This is a genomic window from Paracoccus homiensis, assembly GCF_900111675.1.
Taxonomy (GTDB): Bacteria; Pseudomonadota; Alphaproteobacteria; order Rhodobacterales; family Rhodobacteraceae; genus Paracoccus; species Paracoccus homiensis.
This window is the reverse complement of record NZ_FOHO01000001.1, coordinates 334308-352138: the sequence shown is the minus strand read 5'-3', so window position 1 is coordinate 352138 and position 17831 is coordinate 334308. Positions and strand designations below refer to the sequence as shown.

The following is a 17831-nucleotide window of genomic DNA, read 5'->3' as shown; positions in this document are numbered from 1 at the left end:
CGAGAGCTTTTGTGGCGCTGTATCAGGGCGGGGCGGCGATTGTCGCCCCTGTCCGACCGCACCAGACAGATTTCGGCGCGCGACATTCTGCTGTTTGCGGCGATCCGCAACGAAATCGACCGTCTGCCCGAATTTCTGGACCATTATCGCGGGCTTGGGGTCGACCATTTCCTGATCGTCGACAATCACAGCGATGATGGCAGCGCGGATTATCTGCGTGGCCAGCCGGATCTGTCCCTGTGGCGCAGCGGCGACAGCTATCGCGCCGCGCGTTTCGGCATGGATTGGCTGGGCGCGCTGCAATTCCGTCACGGTCATGGCCATTGGTGCGTGACCGTCGATGCGGATGAATTGCTGATCTATCCCGATTACCCCCGTCAGAGCCTGACTGAACTGACCGCAAGACTGGATCGCGAGGGCGTTCCGGCGATGGGCGCGCTGATGTTGGAGCCTTTTCCCACCGGCCCCCTTGGCACCGCCGATGCAGGCCCCGATGCGCCGATGATGACGCGGCTGCCCTGGTTCCAGCCGGGGCCATTTCGCACCAGAATCGTCCAGCCGCGCCGCAACCGGATCACGCAGGGCGGCGTGCGCGAGCGGTTCTTTCGCGACGATCCCGACCTGTCGCCCACGCTGAACAAGTTGCCTCTGGTGCGCTGGCACTGGCGGCATGTCTATGTGAATTCGACCCATTCGATGCTGCCCCCGCGGTTGAACGATTGCTATGACGGTCCGGGCGATCCGCGCCTGTCGGGGGTGTTGCTGCATGGCAAGTTCCTGCCTCAGATCGCCGCCAAATCGGACGAGGAATTGCAGCGCGGTCAACACTTTGTCGATCCCGCACGGCATCGTGCATATCATCGCGAACTGACCACCGGCCCGGTCTTGCACAGCACCGCCGCGCAACGCTACGAAGGTTGGGAACAGCTTGTCGCGCTAGGGTTGATGGGAACCGGTGAAGGTCGAAGGGCACAGACAGAACCCGCGCACCCCGAAGAGCGGGGCTGAAAGGGCATGACCTTTCGCCTGCGTCTGTCGGGGCAAACGCGCCGCCGCGCCTTGCGGCAGTATTTGCTGGCCCGCGCGGTGAACCGGGGCCGGGCGTTGCGACCGGTGGCGGACCGGACAGCGCAGATCACCAAGGGCGATCTTCTGGTCTTCGTGACGCAGCGCAATGAACGGATCCGGCTGCCCTATTTCCTGGAATACTATCGGAAGATGGGCGTCGCGCATTTCCTGTTCGTCGATAATGACAGCAGCGATGGCAGCCGCGACTATCTGGCCGATCAGCCCGATGTGTCGCTGTGGCAGTGCAAGGGCAGCTACAAGGCTGCGCGGTTCGGCATGGATTGGATCGACCGGCTGTTGATGCGTTACGGTCACGGCCATTGGTGCCTGACCGTCGATCCGGACGAGTTTCTAGTCTATCCGCATTGCGATACGCGTCCGCTGCGGGCGTTGACCGACTGGCTGGATCGCTCGGGGCGGGTGTCGTTTCCGGCGATGCTTCTGGATATGTATCCGCACGGCGGGATCGAGGAACAGGTCTATGCCGAGGGCGACGATCCCTTGCAGATCGCGCGCTATTTCGATGCCGGCAGCTATACGATCAGCAAGAACGACTATTTCGGCAATCTGTGGATTCAGGGCGGTCCGCGCGCGCGGGCGTTTTTCCGCGACAATCCCGTGGCCGCCCCCGCGCTGAACAAGATCCCGCTTGTGAAATGGCATTGGCGCTATGCCTATGTCAGTTCGACGCACATGCTGTTGCCGCATCAGCTGAACCGCGTTTATGACGAGGACGGGGGCGAACGGATTTCGGGCTGTCTGCTGCACGCCAAGTTCATCTCGACCTTTACCGAGAAGGCGGCCGAGGAATTGTCGCGCGGCCAGCACTATTCCAACAGTCAGGAATATCGCGCCTATCACGCCGGTCTGGCGCAGGGCACGCAACTGTGGTGCCCGCAGTCGCAGGAATTCCGCGACTGGCGGCAACTGGACGATCTGGGCCTGATGTCGCGCGGGGGATGGGTATGACGGCGCAGGTCCGGCTGGGGGTGGTTCTGCTGTGTCATGCCGACCTGCAGGTCGCGGCGCGGATGGCGCGGATCTGGGCCGATGGCGGCGCAAGGGTCGCGATCCATGTCGATGCGCGATCCGATGCGGGCGGGATGATGCAGGCGTTTCAGGGCGACGACCGGGTGGTGTTCGCGCCGCGCCGTCGTTGCGATTGGGGGCGGTTCAATCTGGTGCAGGCGACACAGGACGCCGCGCAGGCGCTGTTCGACCGCTGGCCCGATTGCACGCATGTCTATCTGGCCTCGGGGTCGTGCCTGCCGCTGCGTCCGATATCGGACATGACGGCGTTTCTGGCGGCCGACCCCGACCGTGACCATATCGAAAGCGTCAGCGCCCGCGAGGCCGGATGGGCCAAGGGCGGCCTGCATGAAGAGCGCTTTACCCTTTTTCATCCTTTTGACTGGCAACGGCGGCGCAGGTTGTTTGATCGCAGCGTCAGACTGCAGCGGCGTCTGGGCCTTCGCCGCAGACTGCCCGCCGGGGTGAACCCGCATCTGGGATCGCAATGGTGGTGCCTGACCGCGACGACGCTGCGCGCGATCCTGACCGATCCACGACGCGCCGAATTCGACCGGTTCTTTCGCCATGTCTGGATCCCCGACGAAAGCTATTTCCAGACCCTGGCGCGGCGACACTCGGCCCGGATCGAAAGCCGTTCGCTGACCCTTGCGCAGTTCGATCACAAGGGGCGCCCCTATCTGCTGTATGACGATATGGCGTCCCTGCTGGCCGAATCGCATTGTTTCGTCGCGCGAAAGCTGTGGCCGGGGGCGTCGGGCCTGTTGCAGCAATTTCCAACGCGACAGGTTGCGCTGACCGATCCCACGCCGCCCCGGCCCGATCACGTCGACCGGATCATTCAGCGCCGGGCCGAACGCCGCGTGACCGGCCGGCCGGGCCTGCATATGCAAAGCCGCTTTCCCCGCAAGGACGCCGAGAATGGCAAGACCGCCGGTCCCTATGCGGTGCTGCAAGGGTTCAGCGATATCTTTCCGGGGTTCGAGGGCTGGCTGGCCCCCCGCGTGGCGGCGCAGGTGCATGGTCACCTGTTCGACCCGGTGCAGGTGCAATTCGCGGATCAAGCCGCTTTCGGACCGGGCGCGATGTCCGATAGCCCCGCGCTGCGCGACCATGATCCGCAGGGTTTTCTGACCTCGCTGATCCGGCACAGCGCGCAGATGCAGCTGTTTCAGTTCAGTGCGCGCGACAATCAGGCGCTGAACTGGTACATGGCCACCGATCCCAATGCGCGGATGGCGGTGGTGACCGGCGCGTGGCTGGTTCCCCTGATCGACAGCGACATGCCGTTTGACGATATCCGCCGCATCGCCGCGATCCTGCAACGCGCCGAACTGGATCAGTTGAAGGTGCTGCAATCGAACTGGGTCCGGGCGCGGATCCTGCGTTGGGAACTGGGCGATTTTCTGGCCCGGCCCCTAGATTGCCTGAACGCCGCGCTGCATCTGGTCGATCCCGAGGCCGCGCCGGTCACCGATCTGCCCGTGATGCGCGATCTGTCGGGTCTGGCTGCGCTGCTGCGTCGGTTGCGCAATTCCGGGCTTCGGCCCAGATTGGGCGGCGATCTGGACATCTCGCCTCCGCCAGCGCCAAGCAAGGGAAAGCCCACCGATGACGACTGAATTCCGCAGCTTCGTGATCCTTGCCGGAATGCGCACCGGCTCGAACCTGCTGGAGGCGACGCTGAACCATGTCAAACGGGTCACCTGCTTTGGCGAGGCGTTCAACCCCTATATGCTGGGCTGGCCGGGCAAGGAGGAATTGCAGGGCATCAGCCGCGAAACGCGCGAGGCCGATCCCATGGCCCTGTTGGCGAAACTGTTCGACAAGCCGGGGCATCTGCCCGGATTTCGCTATTTCCACGACCATGATCCGCGGGTGTTCGACGCCTTCATGGACGATCAAAGCTGCGCCAAGATCATCCTGACGCGCAACCCGCTGGACAGTTATGTCTCGGTCCGGCTGGCCTGGGAAACCGATCAGTGGAAACTGAATGAAACCGAAACCCCGGCCGAGGCGGCGATCACCTATGACGGTGCCGAATTTCGCCAGATGCTGTCGGAAACCGAAGGGTTTCATCAGCGTATCGCCCATCGGTTGCAGACCAGCGGTCAGTCGGGTTTCTGGCTGGCCTATGAGGATCTGCGCGATCCCGATGTGATGACGGGGCTGCTGCACTGGCTGGGACGTCGCGATCTGGACCGGGTGAACCCCGCCACCGATCAGGTGCCGCAGAACCCGCGCGAGATGGCGCAGAAAGTCCGCAATTTTTCGCAGATGCAGCAGGATTTGCAGGCGATCGATCCCTTTGGGCTGGGCCGGGTGCCGAATTTCGAATCGGCCCGAGGACCCGCCGTGCCCAGTTTTCAGGGCTGCGGCGCGGGGCAGGGCCTGATCTATATGCCGGTGCAGGCCGGCAGCGACGATCCGGTGTCTGATTGGCTGGCCGCCCTTGGCCCGCTGCAAGCCGATTTCACCCAGACGACGCTGCGCCACTGGAAACGCGACCATCCGGGGCATCGCAGCTTCAGCGTCCTGCGTCATCCCCTGCATCGCGCATGGGAGGCGTTCTTGCACCTGCTGACACAGGCCAAGCCGGTGTTGCGCCAGACCCTGCGCGATATCCATCGCGTCGATCTGCCCGCCGATGACGCCTTGGCCGACCTGTCGGAAAGCGATCTGGAGCGGGTGTTCGGGCAGTTTCTGGATTTCCTGCGCCGCACCCTGAATGGCCAGACCTCGTTGCCGACCCATCCGAACTGGGCCAGCCAGACCGAGGTCATTGCGGGTTTTGCCCGGTTTTCCACCCCCGACATGCTGTTGCGCGAAGGCCGGTTGTCCGAGGATCTGGCCCATCTATGCGCTGCTGCCGGCATCGACGACCCAAGGTTGGAGCGGTTGGCCGGTGGGGCCTATCCCGAATTTCTGGACCAGCCGGATCTGATCCGCGCCGCCAAACAGGCCTATCAGCGCGATTTCGTCAGTTTCGGCTTTCCCGAAACGCCATAGGACAAGGGCCGCGACGACGCGCGGCCCCTTCGGATCAGCCCTTCAGCAGCGCGGCCAGTTCGGCCTGCTTGTCACGCACCAATGCCTCGTCACCATCGGCCTCGACATTCAGGCGCACCACGGGTTCGGTGTTCGATTTGCGCAGGTTGAACCGCCACGTCCCGAAGCTGAGCGACACCCCGTCCAGATCGTCGCGGCTGTCTGCCTTGGCCTCATAGGCGTCGATCAGGCGCGCGATGGCCGCATCGGGGTCCTCGATATGATAATTCGTCTCGCCCGACGAAGGGTAAAGCTTCATCCGTTCGGATAGCAGCTGGGCCAGCGTCTGCCCCTTGCGCGACAGCAATTCGATCATCAGCAGCCACGGGATCATGCCGCTGTCGCAGAAATAGAAGTCGCGGAAATAGTGGTGCGCCGACATCTCGCCGCCATAGATCGCGCCGACATCGCGCATCTTGCGCTTGATGAAGGCGTGGCCGGTCTTACTGACCACGGCCTCGCCGCCAGCCTCCTGGATCATGGCGCGGGTGTTCATGATTACGCGCGGGTCATGCACGATCTTTTCACCCGGAGATTTTTCAAGGAAGGCCGCGCCCAGCAGGCCCACGATATATTCGCCGGGGATAAAGCGCCCGTTCTCGTCGAAAAAGAAGCAGCGGTCGAAATCGCCGTCCCAGGCAACCCCCAGATCGGCACCTTCGGCCTGCACCTTTTCGACGGTGGGCGGCTGGTTTTCCGGCAGCAGCGGGTTGGGAATGCCGTTCGGAAAGCTGCTGTCCACGTCGTGATGCATCCGCACGAAGGTCAGCGGCGCGCCCCGGCGCTGCAATTCTTCTGCAATGGCATCAAAGGTCGGGCCTGCGGTGCCGTTCCCGGCATTGACCACGATCTTCATCGGGCGCAGCGCCGAGATATCCACGAAATCGGCCATCGCCTTGGCGTAATCGGCGCGGGCATGGCTGAAATCGGTGACGCTGCCCTTGCTGGCGGGGGTGAAGGCGCCCCCCGTCGCCAGTTCGACGATCGGCGGCAGTTCGGTCGCCGGGTCCAGCGGGGCCGAGCCACGGCCGACGATCTTCATTCCGTTGTAGTTGATCGGATTATGCGATGCCGTGACCTCGATCCCGCCATCGGTGTCGTGAAAACCGGTGTGGAAATAGACCTCTTCGGTGCCGGCAAGGCCCAGATCCAGCACATCCGCGCCCCCATCGGTCAGGCCCTCGATCAGCGCCGCCGACAGCTCGGGCGAGGTTTCGCGGCTGTCACGGCCCACGACCACGCGTTTGGCATCCCGCGCCTGCGCAAAAGCGCGGCCGATCCGGTAGGCGACGTCGGTGTCCAGGTTCTTGCCCAGTTCGCCCCGGACGTCATAGGCCTTGAAGCAAGTGATCTCGCGGTGGCCAAGATTGTTCTTGTCGGTCATTGGCGCAACCCTCCATGCGCTAGGTTCATGACAAGCGCTAACAGCTTGTCCGGTAAATTCAAGTCGATCTGGTCCCTTGTGCCGAGGTGACGCGCGGCCCAGATTCCCGCTACAGAACGGTCAAACGCGCAAGAGGGGCACATGGATACCAAAACTTTGATCGCGACCTATTTCGAGGCGTTCAACGCCGGGCAGACCGACCGGATGCTGGACCTGCTGCATGACGAGGTGGAACATCACGTCAACGAAGGTCAGATCCGCAAGGGCAAGGATCTGTTTGCCCGGTTCAACGCCCATATGACCGAATGCTATCGCGAAAACCTGACCGATATGGTGATCTTCGCCAATGAGGCGGGCGATCGCGCCGCGGCGGAATTCGTCGTCAACGGCACCTATCTGTCGACCGACGAGGGGCTGCCCCCCGCCAATGGCCAGACCTACCGCCTGCCTGCGGGATCGTTCTTTACCATCCGCGACGGCAAGATTTCGCGGGTGACCACCTATTACAATCTCGCCGACTGGATGCGTCAGGTTGCGGGATGACCGTCACCACGCGGGTGCTGACAGGCGCGGCGCTGACCGACGCGCTGGACGATGTGGCGCGGTTGCGCATCGCGGTGTTTCGCGACTGGCCCTATCTGTATGACGGCGATCCGGACTACGAACGGCGCTATCTGGCGGCCTATCAGTCGCCAGATGCGGTGGTGGTCGTGGCCCGCGATGGCGGTCGGATCGTCGGGGCCTCGACCGGGGCGCCGATGGCCGATCACGCGGATGATTTCGCCGCCGCCTTTGCCGACCGTCCCGAGGATCTGTCGCAGATCTTCTACTGTGCGGAATCGGTGCTGTTGCCCCGGTATCGCGGGCATGGCCTGGGCCATGCCTTCTTTGATGCGCGCGAAGATCACGCGCGGCGCCTGGGCTTTCGCTATTCGGCCTTTTGCAGCGTGCAGCGCCCGGCCGATCATCCGGCGCGGCCCGCAACCTATCGCCCGCTGGACGGGTTCTGGCGCAAGCGGGGCTATCAGCCCTTGCCGGGTGTCACGGCCCGGTTTTCATGGAAGGATGTCGGCGAGCCGGTCGAAACCGGCAAGCCGCTGCAATTCTGGATGAGGTCCCTATGAAGATCGCCTCTGCCGCCTATCCGATGGATTGGCTCGACAGTTTCGACGCCTATGCCGACAAGATCACCCGATGGGTCCAGGCGGCAGAGGGGGCCGATCTGCTGGTGTTTCCCGAATATGGCGCGATGGAGCTGGCCTCGCTTGGCGGGCGCGACATTGCAGGCGATCTGGAAAGATCCCTGCACGAGGTTGCCCGCCATGCCGACGCCGTGGCCGATCTGCATCTGCGGCTGGCACGCGATCATGGCTGTCACATCCTTGCGGCCTCGGGGCCGGCATTCACCGGGGACCGTCCGGTCAATCGCGCGGTTCTGTTCGGCCCGGATGGCGTGATCGGTCATCAGGACAAGCAGATCATGACCCGGTTCGAGCGGGACGATTGGGATGTCCGCGGCGCGCCGGGGCTGCGGCTATTTGACACGGCTTTGGGTCGGATCGGCATCCTGATCTGCTATGACAGCGAGTTTCCCCTTCTGGGGCGCGTTCTGGCCACGGCGGGGGCGGAACTGATCTTGGTTCCCAGCTGCACCGACACCGTCGCAGGCTTTCACCGTGTGCGGATCGGGTCTATGGCGCGGGCCTTGGAAAGCCAATGCGTGGTGGTCCATGCACCGACCGTCTGCCCGGTCGACTGGAACCCCGCGATTGACGAAAACCACGGAAAAGCCGCCATTTACGGGCCGCCCGATGGTTTTTGGCCCGAAACCGGAATCATTTCCGAAGGGGAAATGGATCAGCCCGGCTGGGTATTTGCCGAGGTCGATTTGAACAGGGTAAAGAAAAGCCGCAGCGACGGGGCGGTTCTGCCCTTTGCGCATTGGCCCGAACAGGACGGGATCGGCCGGATCAAATGAACATTCTTTAGGCATCCGGGGCGAAAATTAATTCAAAGTTAACGCTTGGGCACTTTTAATCGGGGAACCAAGCAGCATATTGGCCGTTATGCTGCATGTGTCCGATGATATAAAAATACAGGAGTGGGAACTGTCCGAGCAGTTTACCCGGTCTCAGGGGCCCGGGGGCCAGAACGTGAACAAGGTTGAAACGGCAGTAGAATTACGCTTCGAAGCAGAGCGTTCGCCCAGTTTGACCGACGCCGTGAAACGTCGTCTCAGGCGTCTTTCGGGTCGCCGCTGGACGTCGGACGGCGCCGTGGTGATTCTGTGTCAGGACACGCGGTCGCAGGCGCGCAACCGCGACATTGCGCGCGAGCGGATGGCCGAATTGATCCGCAAGGCCAGCGTCGCCCCCAAGCGCCGCATCGCGACCCGTCCGACCTTGGGCAGCCAGAAACGTCGTCTGAAGGCGAAATCCATTCGGGGTGAGGTCAAATCCCTGCGTGGCAAGGTGGAGGGCGAGGAATGAACCTTCTTCACCGCACCTTCAACATGGTGATCGGACGTCGCCCGCCGCAGATGCAGGTCGCCGCACTGTGCATTCATCCCGACACCGCGAATGTTCTTTTGATAACCAGCCGTGGAACGGGCCGCTGGGTCATCCCGAAGGGCTGGCCCATGGAAGGGCGCAGCCTGTCGGGTGCCGCCGCGCAAGAGGCGTGGGAAGAGGCCGGGGTTCGGGGTGACATCTCGGAACTGGAGCTGGGTCGCTACAGCTATGACAAGGATCAGGATGAGGGGTTTTCCATCCCGGTCGAGGTTCGTGTCTTTCGCCTGAGGGTCTTGCAGTTGCAGGATCGCTTTCCCGAACACGATCAACGCCGCCGCGAATGGTTCGCGCCTGACGATGCGGCGGATCTGGTCGCGGAACCGGGGCTGAAACGCATCCTGCGCGCCTTGCCCGCGGCATAGACGGGACCGTCACGCGTGCCGCCGCCTTCCGAATATCGGATCCTCGACAAGGATCTGACCCGCCTGACCCACGCCGAGCAGGCGCAGGTCCATGCGTTTCAGCCCGTCTGGCGGCTGGGTCTGGGCCTGATCGTGGCGGTCGCGGGGCTGCTGGTATTCATGAGCTTTCAATCCGGCGTCGACCAGAACATCGCGATCAGTGCCGCCGTCGTCGTGGCCGTGTGGCTGGGGCTGGCGATCGGATCGAACGATGTGGCCAATTCGCTTGGTCCGGCGGTGGGGGCAGGGGCCATCGGTGTTCTGCCCGGACTGTTCCTTGTGGCGATGGCCGAGCTTGCGGGCGCCTCGCTTGGCGGCGGTGCCGTGACACAGCGCCTTGCCGGGGGTATCTTCAATCTGGATATGGCACCTTCGGCCTTTCATCTGCAGGTTCTGATGCTGGGCGCACTGATCGGCGCGGCAAGCTGGATCACGCTGGCGACCGGAATCGGGTTGCCGGTCAGTACCTCGCATTCGATTGTCGGTGCGATTTCAGGGGCCAGTGTCGCGGCGATGGGTGTCTTTGCCGTCAAATGGAGCGTGCTTGCCAGCATCGCCTCGGCCTGGGTGGTGTCGCCCCTGATCGCGGCCGGGCTGGCCGGTGGTGTCCTGATCCTGATCACGCTGCGCGTCGCACAGGCCGATAACCGCGAGGCCGCCGCGCTGCGCTGGATCCCCGCGCTTGTCGGTGTGATGGTCGGGCTGTTCGGCATCTATCTGTCGCTGCTGATCTCGCGCAGGCTGGATGTGCCGCTGGTCTCGATGCAGGTGGCGTCGCTGCTGATCGCCGGGCCTGCGGCCTGGGCCATGCGCCGCCGCCTGGTGGCCGAGTTCAGCCGCATCCAGTCCAGACCCCGCCTGAAACATCTGTTCCGGCCACCATTGGTCGTGGCCGTGGTCATCATGGCCTTCGCGCATGGCGCCAATGACGTGGGCAATGTGGCCGGCCCGCTTTCGGTCATTCTGCCGACAGGGGCCCCGCATGGCGCGTCGCAGGTGCCGATCTGGGTGCTTGCCGGGGCCGGATTGGCGATCGCGCTGGGAACGCTGTTGTTCGGGCGGCGGTTGGTCGTCATGGTCGGCAGCGGGATCACCCGGCTTAATCCGGTTCGCGCGTTCTGCGTGTCGCTGGCGACGGCGGCGACCGTGTTGATCGCATCGGGGGCCGGGCTGCCGGTGTCGACCACGCATGTGGCGGTGGGCGGCATCTTCGGCGTGGGTTTTGCCCGCGAATGGCTGGATCGCCAAAGCGACCGGCAACGCGACGCCTTGCCCATCGAAGAGCGCCGCCGCCGCCGCCTGATCCGGCGCAGCCATGTGGCGACGATGACGGCGGCCTGGCTGGTGACGGTGCCGGTGACGGCGCTGCTTGGCGGGGTGGCCTATCTGTTGGTGGCGGCGGCGAACGGGCTTTAGACGACGACCTCGGATGCGGTCTGCTGGCCGACGCCGAAGACGCGTTTGTAGCGTTCGACCTCATCCGCCGGACCCATGGCCTTGGCCGGGTTGTCCGACAGCTTGACCGTTGGTTGGCCATTCGCGGCGACGGCCTTGCAGACCAGGCTGAACGGGGCCAGCCCATCACCTGGGACCAGCCCGCGGAAATCATTGGTCAACAGTGTGCCCCAGCCGAAACTGACCTTCACGCGGCCGTGGAACTGGTGGTGCAGCTGGGCAATCTTGTCGACATCCAGCCCGTCGGAAAAGATGATCAGCTTGTTGCGGGGATCCTCGCCGCGCGACTTCCACCACGAAATCGCGGTTTCCGCGCCCGTCGCGGGATCGCCGCTGTCGATGCGGATGCCCGTCCAGCCCGCCAGCCAGTCGGGGGCCTGTTCCAGAAAGCCGCGGGTGCCATAGGTGTCGGGCAGGATGATGCGCAGGTTGCCTTCGTGTTCGTCGTGCCAATCGGCCAGCACGTCATAGGGCGCACGGCGCAGGGCGGTGTCGTCCTCGGCCAGGGCGGCATTGACCATCGGCAATTCATGGGCGTTGGTGCCGATCGCCTCGATGTCGCGATGCATGGCGATCAGGCAGTTGGATGTGCCGGTAAAGCGGTCGCCCAGCCCCTCGATCATGGCCTGCACGCACCAGTCCTGCCACAGAAAGCTGTGCCGCCGACGGGTGCCGAAATCGGCGATCCGCAGATCGGGCAGGTTGCGCAGATGCTGAACCTTTTCCCACAGCCGGGTCATCGCCTGCGCATAAAGTACCTGCAATTCGAACCGGCCCATATCCTTCAGCACCGCGCGCGAGCGCAGTTCCATCAGGATGGCAAGCGCGGGGATTTCCCACAGCATCACTTCGGGCCAGCGGCCTTCGAAGGTCAGCTCATACTGACCGTCACGCTTTTCCAGATGGTAGGCGGGCAGCCGCAACCCTTCGAGGAATTCCATGAAATCCGAGCGGAACATCTGCCGCTTGCCATAGAAGGTGTTGCCGCGCAGCCATGTGCTTTCGCCACGCGACAGCGACAGGCCGCGCACGTGATCCAGCTGTTCACGCAGTTCGCCCTCGTCGATCAGGTCGGCCAGACGGATCTGCTTGCTGCGATTGATCAGGCTGAAGGTGACATTGGTGTCCGGCCGGTTGCGGAACACCGACTGGCACATCAGCAGCTTGTAGAAATCATTGTCGATCAGCGACCGGACGATCGGGTCGATCTTCCATTTGTGATTGTAAACGCGCGTGGCAATATCGACCATCTGCGGCCCCCTGACTTTTCACCTTGGTCCCTGAAAAACGCTTGCGGTGCAAGACTTTCAGGCCAGAACAACGCCCGCCTGCCGCATCTGGGTCCGGGCCTGATCGCGGCTGCCGTTCAGGTCGATGGCCCGCGTGGCGGATTCCACGACCCGGACGGCAAATCCCAGACGGGCGGCGTCGATCGCGCTCCAGGCGACGCAGAAATCATGTGCCAGCCCGACCAGCGTCAGATCGGTCAGCCCCCGGTCACGCAGATAGCCGGCCAGACCGGTGGTGGTTTCGTGGTCGTTCTCGAAAAAGGCGGAATAGCTGTCGATCTGGCGGCGAAAGCCCTTGCGGATCACCAGATCGGCGCGGTCCAGGCGCAGGCCGCTGTGAAAATCGGCGCCCTCGCTGCCGATGACGCAATGGCGCGGCCACAGGACCTGCGGGCCATAGGGCATCTGGGTGACGCTGAAGGGCTGCGCGTCGCGGTGGTTTTCGGCAAAGCTGCTGTGATCCGCGGGATGCCAGTCCTGGGTCAGCACAACGGCGTCATAGTCGCGCATCATGTCGTTGATCGGCGCGACGATCTGATCGCCACCCGCCACGGCCAGCGCGCCGCCCGGGCAAAAGTCGTTCTGCATATCGATCACGATCAAAGCATGTGCCATCGCGCACTCCTTTCCCTTGCCGTCGTCATGAGTAAGAAGCCCCCCGGCGCGCGTCAATCTTTGCCGATTCGATTGCAGTTTCCGCAAATCGCTTTGGGGGCGGGGCTGGGCGCGTTAGAATGCACAAAAGGCGGTCATGGCCGCGCTAGGAGATGGGATGAGCATTGACGACTACGAAGAGCCGACAGGCGGACGAAGCCCGGCGCTGATCTGGGGGCTGCGCGCCCTTGGGATCGCGATGGCGCTTTTGGTCTGGGTGCTTCTTGGCGGGTCCGAGGGTTTGCCCGCCGATGCGCGGATCGTGGCTGCGGTCGGCACGCTGATGGCGATCTGGTGGATGACCGAGGCGATCCCGCTATCGGCCACGGCGCTGCTGCCCATCGTGCTGATCCCGGCCCTGACCGACCGCAGCGTCGGCGAGGCCACTGCCCCCTATGCCAGTTCCATCGTCTTTCTGTTTCTGGGCGGCTTTCTGATCGCCATCGCGATGGAAAAATGGGGCCTGCATCGCCGTGTCGCGTTGATGACGCTGGCGCGGGTCGGGGTGCAGCCGCGCCGGATCGTTCTTGGCATGATGCTGGCCACCGGTTTTCTGTCGATGTGGGTGTCAAACACCGCGACCACGCTGATGATGCTGCCCATCGGGATGTCGGTTCTGGCGCTGGTCGTGGATCGCGGTTCGCGTCAGGACGGTGCCGCCGCCGACGATGCACTGGCGGCGGGCCAGAAGATCAGCGATGTCGTCAGCGACCCGAATATCCGTGCCTTCGGCGTCTGCCTTGTGCTGGCGATCGCGTGGTCGGCCTCGATGGGCGGGCTGGGCACGCTGCTGGGCAGTCCGCCCAACGCCATCGTCGCAGGCTATGCCGCCGATGAACTGGGCCGCGAGATCGGCTTTCTGGAATGGATGGTGATCGGCCTGCCCCTGGCGCTGATCTTCATCCTGATCGCCTGGGTGCTGATGACCCGCGTGCTGTATCGCTTTGATCTGCCGGAAATTCCGGGCGGGCGTCGGATGATCGACGACCAGATCGCCGCGTTGGGTCCGCTGGCGCAGGGCGAGCGTATGGTGATGTTCGTCTTTCTGGGCGCGGCCTTCCTGTGGGTGGTGCCGGGGCTTCTGACCAACATCCCGGGTGTCGAGGCCGCGCTGCCCTGGCTGGACATGCTGGACGATACCGCGATTGCCGTGGGCGCGGGGCTGATCATGTTCATCCTGCCGGCGCAGGGGCGTCAGCGCATGGTTCTGGACTGGAAGGATGCGGAAAACGGCCTGCCCTGGGGTGTTCTGCTGCTGTTCGGCGGCGGTCTCAGCCTTGCCTCGTCGGTCGGCGCCTCGGGTCTTGATCAGTGGTTCGGCCAGCAGGTGCAGGGGCTTGGCGCGCTGCCCAGCATCCTTCTGGTGGCGGCGGTGGTCACCATCATCCTGTTTCTGACCGAGGTGACATCGAACACCGCGACGGCTGCGACCTTCATCCCGATTCTGGGCGGGGTCGCGCTGGGGATCGGCAGTGACGCGCTGAGCCTGCTGATCCCGGCGGCCTTTGCCGCCACCTGCGCCTTCATGCTGCCGGTCGGTACGCCGCCCAATGCCATCGTCTTCGGCACCGGCACCGTGACCATCGGTCAGATGGCGCGGGGCGGGGTCGTCCTGAACATCGTCGGCATCCTGCTGATCACGGCAGTGTGCTATCTGCTGGGCGGTCTGGCGATGGGCCTGACCTTCTAAGGCACTTGTCAGACAGGGCGCGGCTGGCATATGCCGCGCCCATGCTGACCGTTGCCGCGCTATACCACTTTACCCGTTTCGACGATCCCGCCGCCCTGCGCGGCCCGCTGTTGCAGCTGTGCGAGGCCCAGGGCATTCGCGGCACGCTGCTGCTTGCGCGCGAAGGGATCAATGGCACGATCGCGGGCACCCGTCAGGGGATCGACGCCGTTCTGGCCCATATCCGCGCGCTGCCGGGCTGTGCCGATCTGGACTGGAAGGAAAGCGGCGCGTCCGACATGCCCTTTGGCCGCATGAAGGTGCGCCTGAAACGCGAGATCGTCACCATGGGCCAGCCCGATGTCGATCCGACCGCCGCCGTCGGCCGCTATGTCGAGCCGGGCGACTGGAACGAGCTGATCAGCGCGCCGGATGTGGCGGTGATCGATACCCGCAATGATTACGAGGTCGGCATCGGCACCTTCGAGGGCGCGGTCGATCCCGGCACCCGCAGCTTTCGTGATTTCCCGGCATGGTGGGAAAAAAACGCGCATCGCTTTCACAACAAGCGCATCGCCATGTTCTGCACCGGCGGCATCCGCTGTGAAAAATCGACGAACTACCTGATGTCGCAGGGCGTCGAGGATGTGTTCCACCTGAAGGGCGGCATCCTGAAATATCTTGAGGACGTGCCCGAACAGGACAGCAAATGGCAGGGCGAATGCTTTGTCTTCGACAAGCGCGTCAGCCTGGGCCACGGTCTGCGTCAGGGCCGCCATATCATGTGCCACGCCTGCCGCCGCCCGCTGTTGCCCGAGGATCGCGACCGCCCCGAATATGAAGAGGGCGTCTGCTGCCACCATTGTGTCGATGAATATACCGCCGAGGACCGCGCGCGGTTCCGCGAGCGTCAGCATCAGTTCGATCTGGCCGAACGGCGCGGCGAAGACTGATCCCCGCCGCGCGATTCCCGCTGTGTCAGCCGGCCTGACCGACGCCGCCCGCCGCGATTGCGGCCATGTTCACGATGTCATTCACCGATGAGTTGGTGGACACGATCTGGATCGGCTTCGGCACGCCGGTCAGGATCGGGCCGATCACCGTCGCCCCGGCCATTTCCTGCAACAGCTTGACCGAGATCGAGGCCGAGTGCCGCGCCGGCACGACCAGAACATTGGCTGCTCCGGTCAGGCGGCTGAACGGATAGCGGGCCGCCGCCTCGGGGTTCAGGGCGACGTCCACGGTCATCTCGCCCTCGTATTCGAAATCGACGCCGCGCGCATCCAGAACCCGTGGAGCCTCGGCCATCTTGGTTGCGCGTTCGCTGACCGGGTAGCCGAAGTTCGAGAAGGACAGGAAGGCCACGCGCGGATCCAGACCCAGCCCGCGGGCCACATGCGCGCCGCGGGTTGCGATATCGGCCAGATCCTCGGCGTCGGGCCATTCATGGACCAGCGTATCCCCGATCAGCACGATCCGGCCCTTGTGTAGGACGCCGGTGATGCCGACCGCGCCATCCTGCGGCCGCAGGTCAAAGACATGGCCGATCTGCGCCAGCACATGCGCGTTCTTGCGCGTGGCGCCGGTCACCAGACCATCGGCATGGCCATGCGCCAGCATCAGCGCGGCAAAGACATGGCGGTCGCGATTGGCCAGCTTGTAGGCATCTTCGCGGTCCACGCCCTTGCGTTGCAGGCGCTGATAGAGAAAGTCGTGATACGCCTCGAGGTGGCGGGTGTTGGCGGCATTGACCACGGTGATTTCGCGGAAGGCATCGCCAAGGCCCAGGGCCTCAAGCTCGGATTTGACCTCGGCCTCGCGGCCGACGACCAGTGCCTGGCCCATATTGGCGCGCTGCCATGCGACGGCGGCACGCAGGACGCGGGGCTCGTCGCCCTCGGCAAAGATCATGCGGGCCTGCTTGGCGCGGGCGCGGGCATGGATGCCCTGAAGGATCGCGGCGGTCGGATCCATCCGGTTCTTCAGCGACTGGACATAGCCGTCCATGTCGATGATCGGGCGGCGCGCGACGCCCGTGTCCATGCCCGCACGCGCGACGGCGGGCGGCACGACATGGATCAGGCGCGGGTCGAAGGGCGTCGGGATGATGTAATCGCGCCCGAATTGCAGCTTGCGGCCATAGGCGACGGCAACCTCGTCGGGGACATCCTCGCGGGCCAGTTCGGCAAGGGCCTGCGCGCAGGCGATCTTCATGTCATCGTTGATGGCGCGGGCATGAATGTCCAGCGCACCGCGGAACAGATAGGGAAAGCCCAGGACGTTGTTCACCTGATTGGGATAGTCGCTGCGCCCGGTGGCCACGATGGCATCGGGGCGGACGGCATGGGCATCCTCGGGGGTGATTTCCGGGTCCGGGTTCGCCATGGCGAAGATGACCGGATTGTCGGCCATGGATTGCACCATGTCCTGCGTGACCGCACCCTTGGCGCTGACACCCAGGAACACGTCCGCGCCTTTCATGGCCTCTTCCAGGCTGCGGGCTTCGGTGACGACCGCATGGGCCGATTTCCACTGGTTCATGCCCTCGGTGCGACCCTGATAGATCACGCCCTTGGTGTCGCACATGATGCAGTTTTCATGCCGCGCGCCCATGGATTTCAGCAGTTCCAGACAGGCGATCCCGGCCGCCCCCGCGCCGTTCAGGACGATGCGCACATCCTCGATCTTCTTGCCCGACAGTTCCAGCGCATTGATCAGGCCGGCGGCGCAGATCACGGCGGTGCCATGCTGGTCGTCGTGAAAGACCGGAATGTCCATCAGTTCCTTCAGCCGCTGTTCGATGATGAAACATTCCGGCGCCTTGATGTCTTCCAGATTGATGCCGCCGAAGGTCGGACCCATCAGGCGCACGGCGTTGATGAACTCATCGGCATCCTCGGTATCCAGTTCGATGTCGATGGCATTCACGTCGGCAAAGCGCTTGAACAGCACCGCCTTGCCTTCCATCACCGGCTTCGAGGCCAGCGCACCCAGATTGCCCATGCCAAGGATGGCCGTCCCGTTCGAGATCACCGCCACCATGTTGCCCTTGGTGGTATAGTCATAGGCGGTTTCGGGCTTGTCGGCGATCGCCTGCACCGGAACGGCCACACCGGGGCTGTAGGCCAGGGACAGGTCGCGCTGTGTCGCCATCGGGGTCGAGGCGGTGATGTCGTATTTCCCCGGGCTGGGCTCCATATGGTAGGCCAGCGCCTCTTCGGGCGTGATGCGGGTGCCGCGGCGCGTCTTTTCTGCCATGTCTCT

16 protein-coding genes are annotated in these 17831 nt (G+C 64.0%); 12 read left to right on the top strand and 4 right to left on the bottom strand.

The genetic code is table 11. From position 1 onward, the window contains the following. Positions 1–39 precede the first annotated feature (39 nt). Genes BMX67_RS01765 through BMX67_RS01750 form a run of 4 tightly spaced genes read left to right on the top strand, consistent with a single transcriptional unit; the run spans position 40 to position 5106 of the window. Positions 40–1008: a glycosyltransferase family 2 protein gene (locus BMX67_RS01765; RefSeq protein WP_245739078.1), complete on the top strand. Its 969-nt coding sequence runs from the start codon at positions 40–42 to the stop codon at positions 1006–1008. A 6-nt stretch (positions 1009–1014) separates the two neighbouring features. Then, positions 1015–2037, top strand: coding sequence for a glycosyltransferase family 2 protein (locus tag BMX67_RS01760; RefSeq protein WP_090732015.1), 1023 nt, complete (start codon positions 1015–1017; stop codon positions 2035–2037). Beyond that, positions 2034–3719 carry a DUF5927 domain-containing protein gene (locus tag BMX67_RS01755; RefSeq protein WP_090732014.1) on the top strand — a complete coding sequence of 562 codons (1686 nt, stop codon included), beginning with the start codon at positions 2034–2036 and terminating at the stop codon, positions 3717–3719. The genes BMX67_RS01760 and BMX67_RS01755 overlap by 4 nt, the downstream gene beginning before the upstream one ends. Further along, positions 3709–5106 (top strand): hypothetical protein, encoded by a 1398-nt coding sequence (locus BMX67_RS01750; protein ID WP_090732012.1) that lies wholly within the window; start codon positions 3709–3711, stop codon positions 5104–5106. Before BMX67_RS01755 ends, BMX67_RS01750 begins: the two co-directional genes overlap by 11 nt. Positions 5107–5140: 34 nt before the next feature. On the opposite strand, the gene BMX67_RS01745 is transcribed toward BMX67_RS01750, so the two are convergent. Next, the gene (locus tag BMX67_RS01745) at positions 5141–6529 is read right to left on the bottom strand and encodes a phosphohexomutase domain-containing protein (RefSeq protein WP_090732011.1); all 1389 of its coding nucleotides are present in this window, start codon (positions 6527–6529) and stop codon (positions 5141–5143) included. 141 nt (positions 6530–6670) lie between these two features. On the opposite strand from BMX67_RS01745, the gene BMX67_RS01740 reads away from it, so the two are divergent. The 6 genes from BMX67_RS01740 (at position 6671) to BMX67_RS01715 (ending at position 10916) form a co-directional block, all read left to right on the top strand. Continuing rightward, positions 6671–7072 (top strand): ketosteroid isomerase-related protein, encoded by a 402-nt coding sequence (locus BMX67_RS01740; RefSeq protein WP_090732009.1) that lies wholly within the window; start codon positions 6671–6673, stop codon positions 7070–7072. Beyond that, entirely contained in the window at positions 7069–7653 is a 585-nt protein-coding gene (locus BMX67_RS01735) for a GNAT family N-acetyltransferase (RefSeq protein WP_090732008.1), read from the top strand. The genes BMX67_RS01740 and BMX67_RS01735 overlap by 4 nt, the downstream gene beginning before the upstream one ends. Continuing rightward, on the top strand, positions 7650–8507 hold the full coding sequence (locus BMX67_RS01730) for a carbon-nitrogen hydrolase family protein (protein ID WP_090732006.1): 858 nt from the start codon (positions 7650–7652) through the stop codon (positions 8505–8507). Before BMX67_RS01735 ends, BMX67_RS01730 begins: the two co-directional genes overlap by 4 nt. 88 nt (positions 8508–8595) lie before the next feature. Continuing rightward, on the top strand, positions 8596–9018 hold the full coding sequence (gene arfB / locus BMX67_RS01725; RefSeq protein WP_090732004.1) for an alternative ribosome rescue aminoacyl-tRNA hydrolase ArfB: 423 nt from the start codon (positions 8596–8598) through the stop codon (positions 9016–9018). Then, positions 9015–9461 carry an NUDIX hydrolase gene (locus tag BMX67_RS01720; RefSeq protein WP_090732002.1) on the top strand — a complete coding sequence of 149 codons (447 nt, stop codon included), beginning with the start codon at positions 9015–9017 and terminating at the stop codon, positions 9459–9461. Before arfB ends, BMX67_RS01720 begins: the two co-directional genes overlap by 4 nt. A gap of 15 nt (positions 9462–9476) precedes the next feature. Beyond that, complete coding sequence (locus BMX67_RS01715) at positions 9477–10916, top strand: inorganic phosphate transporter (RefSeq protein ID WP_090732000.1); 1440 nt, start codon at positions 9477–9479, stop codon at positions 10914–10916. Here BMX67_RS01715 and pncB read toward each other — a convergent pair. Next, positions 10913–12205, bottom strand: coding sequence for a nicotinate phosphoribosyltransferase (pncB, locus tag BMX67_RS01710; protein WP_090731998.1), 1293 nt, complete (start codon positions 12203–12205; stop codon positions 10913–10915). The two genes, BMX67_RS01715 and pncB, sit on opposite strands and share 4 nt — an antisense overlap. A gap of 57 nt (positions 12206–12262) precedes the next feature. Further along, positions 12263–12859 (bottom strand): bifunctional nicotinamidase/pyrazinamidase, encoded by a 597-nt coding sequence (gene pncA, locus BMX67_RS01705; RefSeq protein ID WP_090731996.1) that lies wholly within the window; start codon positions 12857–12859, stop codon positions 12263–12265. Positions 12860–13016: 157 nt separating this feature from the next. Between pncA and BMX67_RS01700 the strand changes: the two genes are divergently transcribed. Then, on the top strand, positions 13017–14588 hold the full coding sequence (locus BMX67_RS01700; protein ID WP_217645766.1) for an SLC13 family permease: 1572 nt from the start codon (positions 13017–13019) through the stop codon (positions 14586–14588). A gap of 41 nt (positions 14589–14629) precedes the next feature. Then, positions 14630–15520 (top strand): oxygen-dependent tRNA uridine(34) hydroxylase TrhO, encoded by an 891-nt coding sequence (gene trhO / locus BMX67_RS01695; RefSeq protein WP_090731993.1) that lies wholly within the window; start codon positions 14630–14632, stop codon positions 15518–15520. A gap of 25 nt (positions 15521–15545) precedes the next feature. On the opposite strand, the gene BMX67_RS01690 is transcribed toward trhO, so the two are convergent. Then, positions 15546–17825: an NADP-dependent malic enzyme gene (locus BMX67_RS01690; protein ID WP_090731992.1), complete on the bottom strand. Its 2280-nt coding sequence runs from the start codon at positions 17823–17825 to the stop codon at positions 15546–15548. Between the last annotated feature and the right edge of the window lie 6 nt (positions 17826–17831).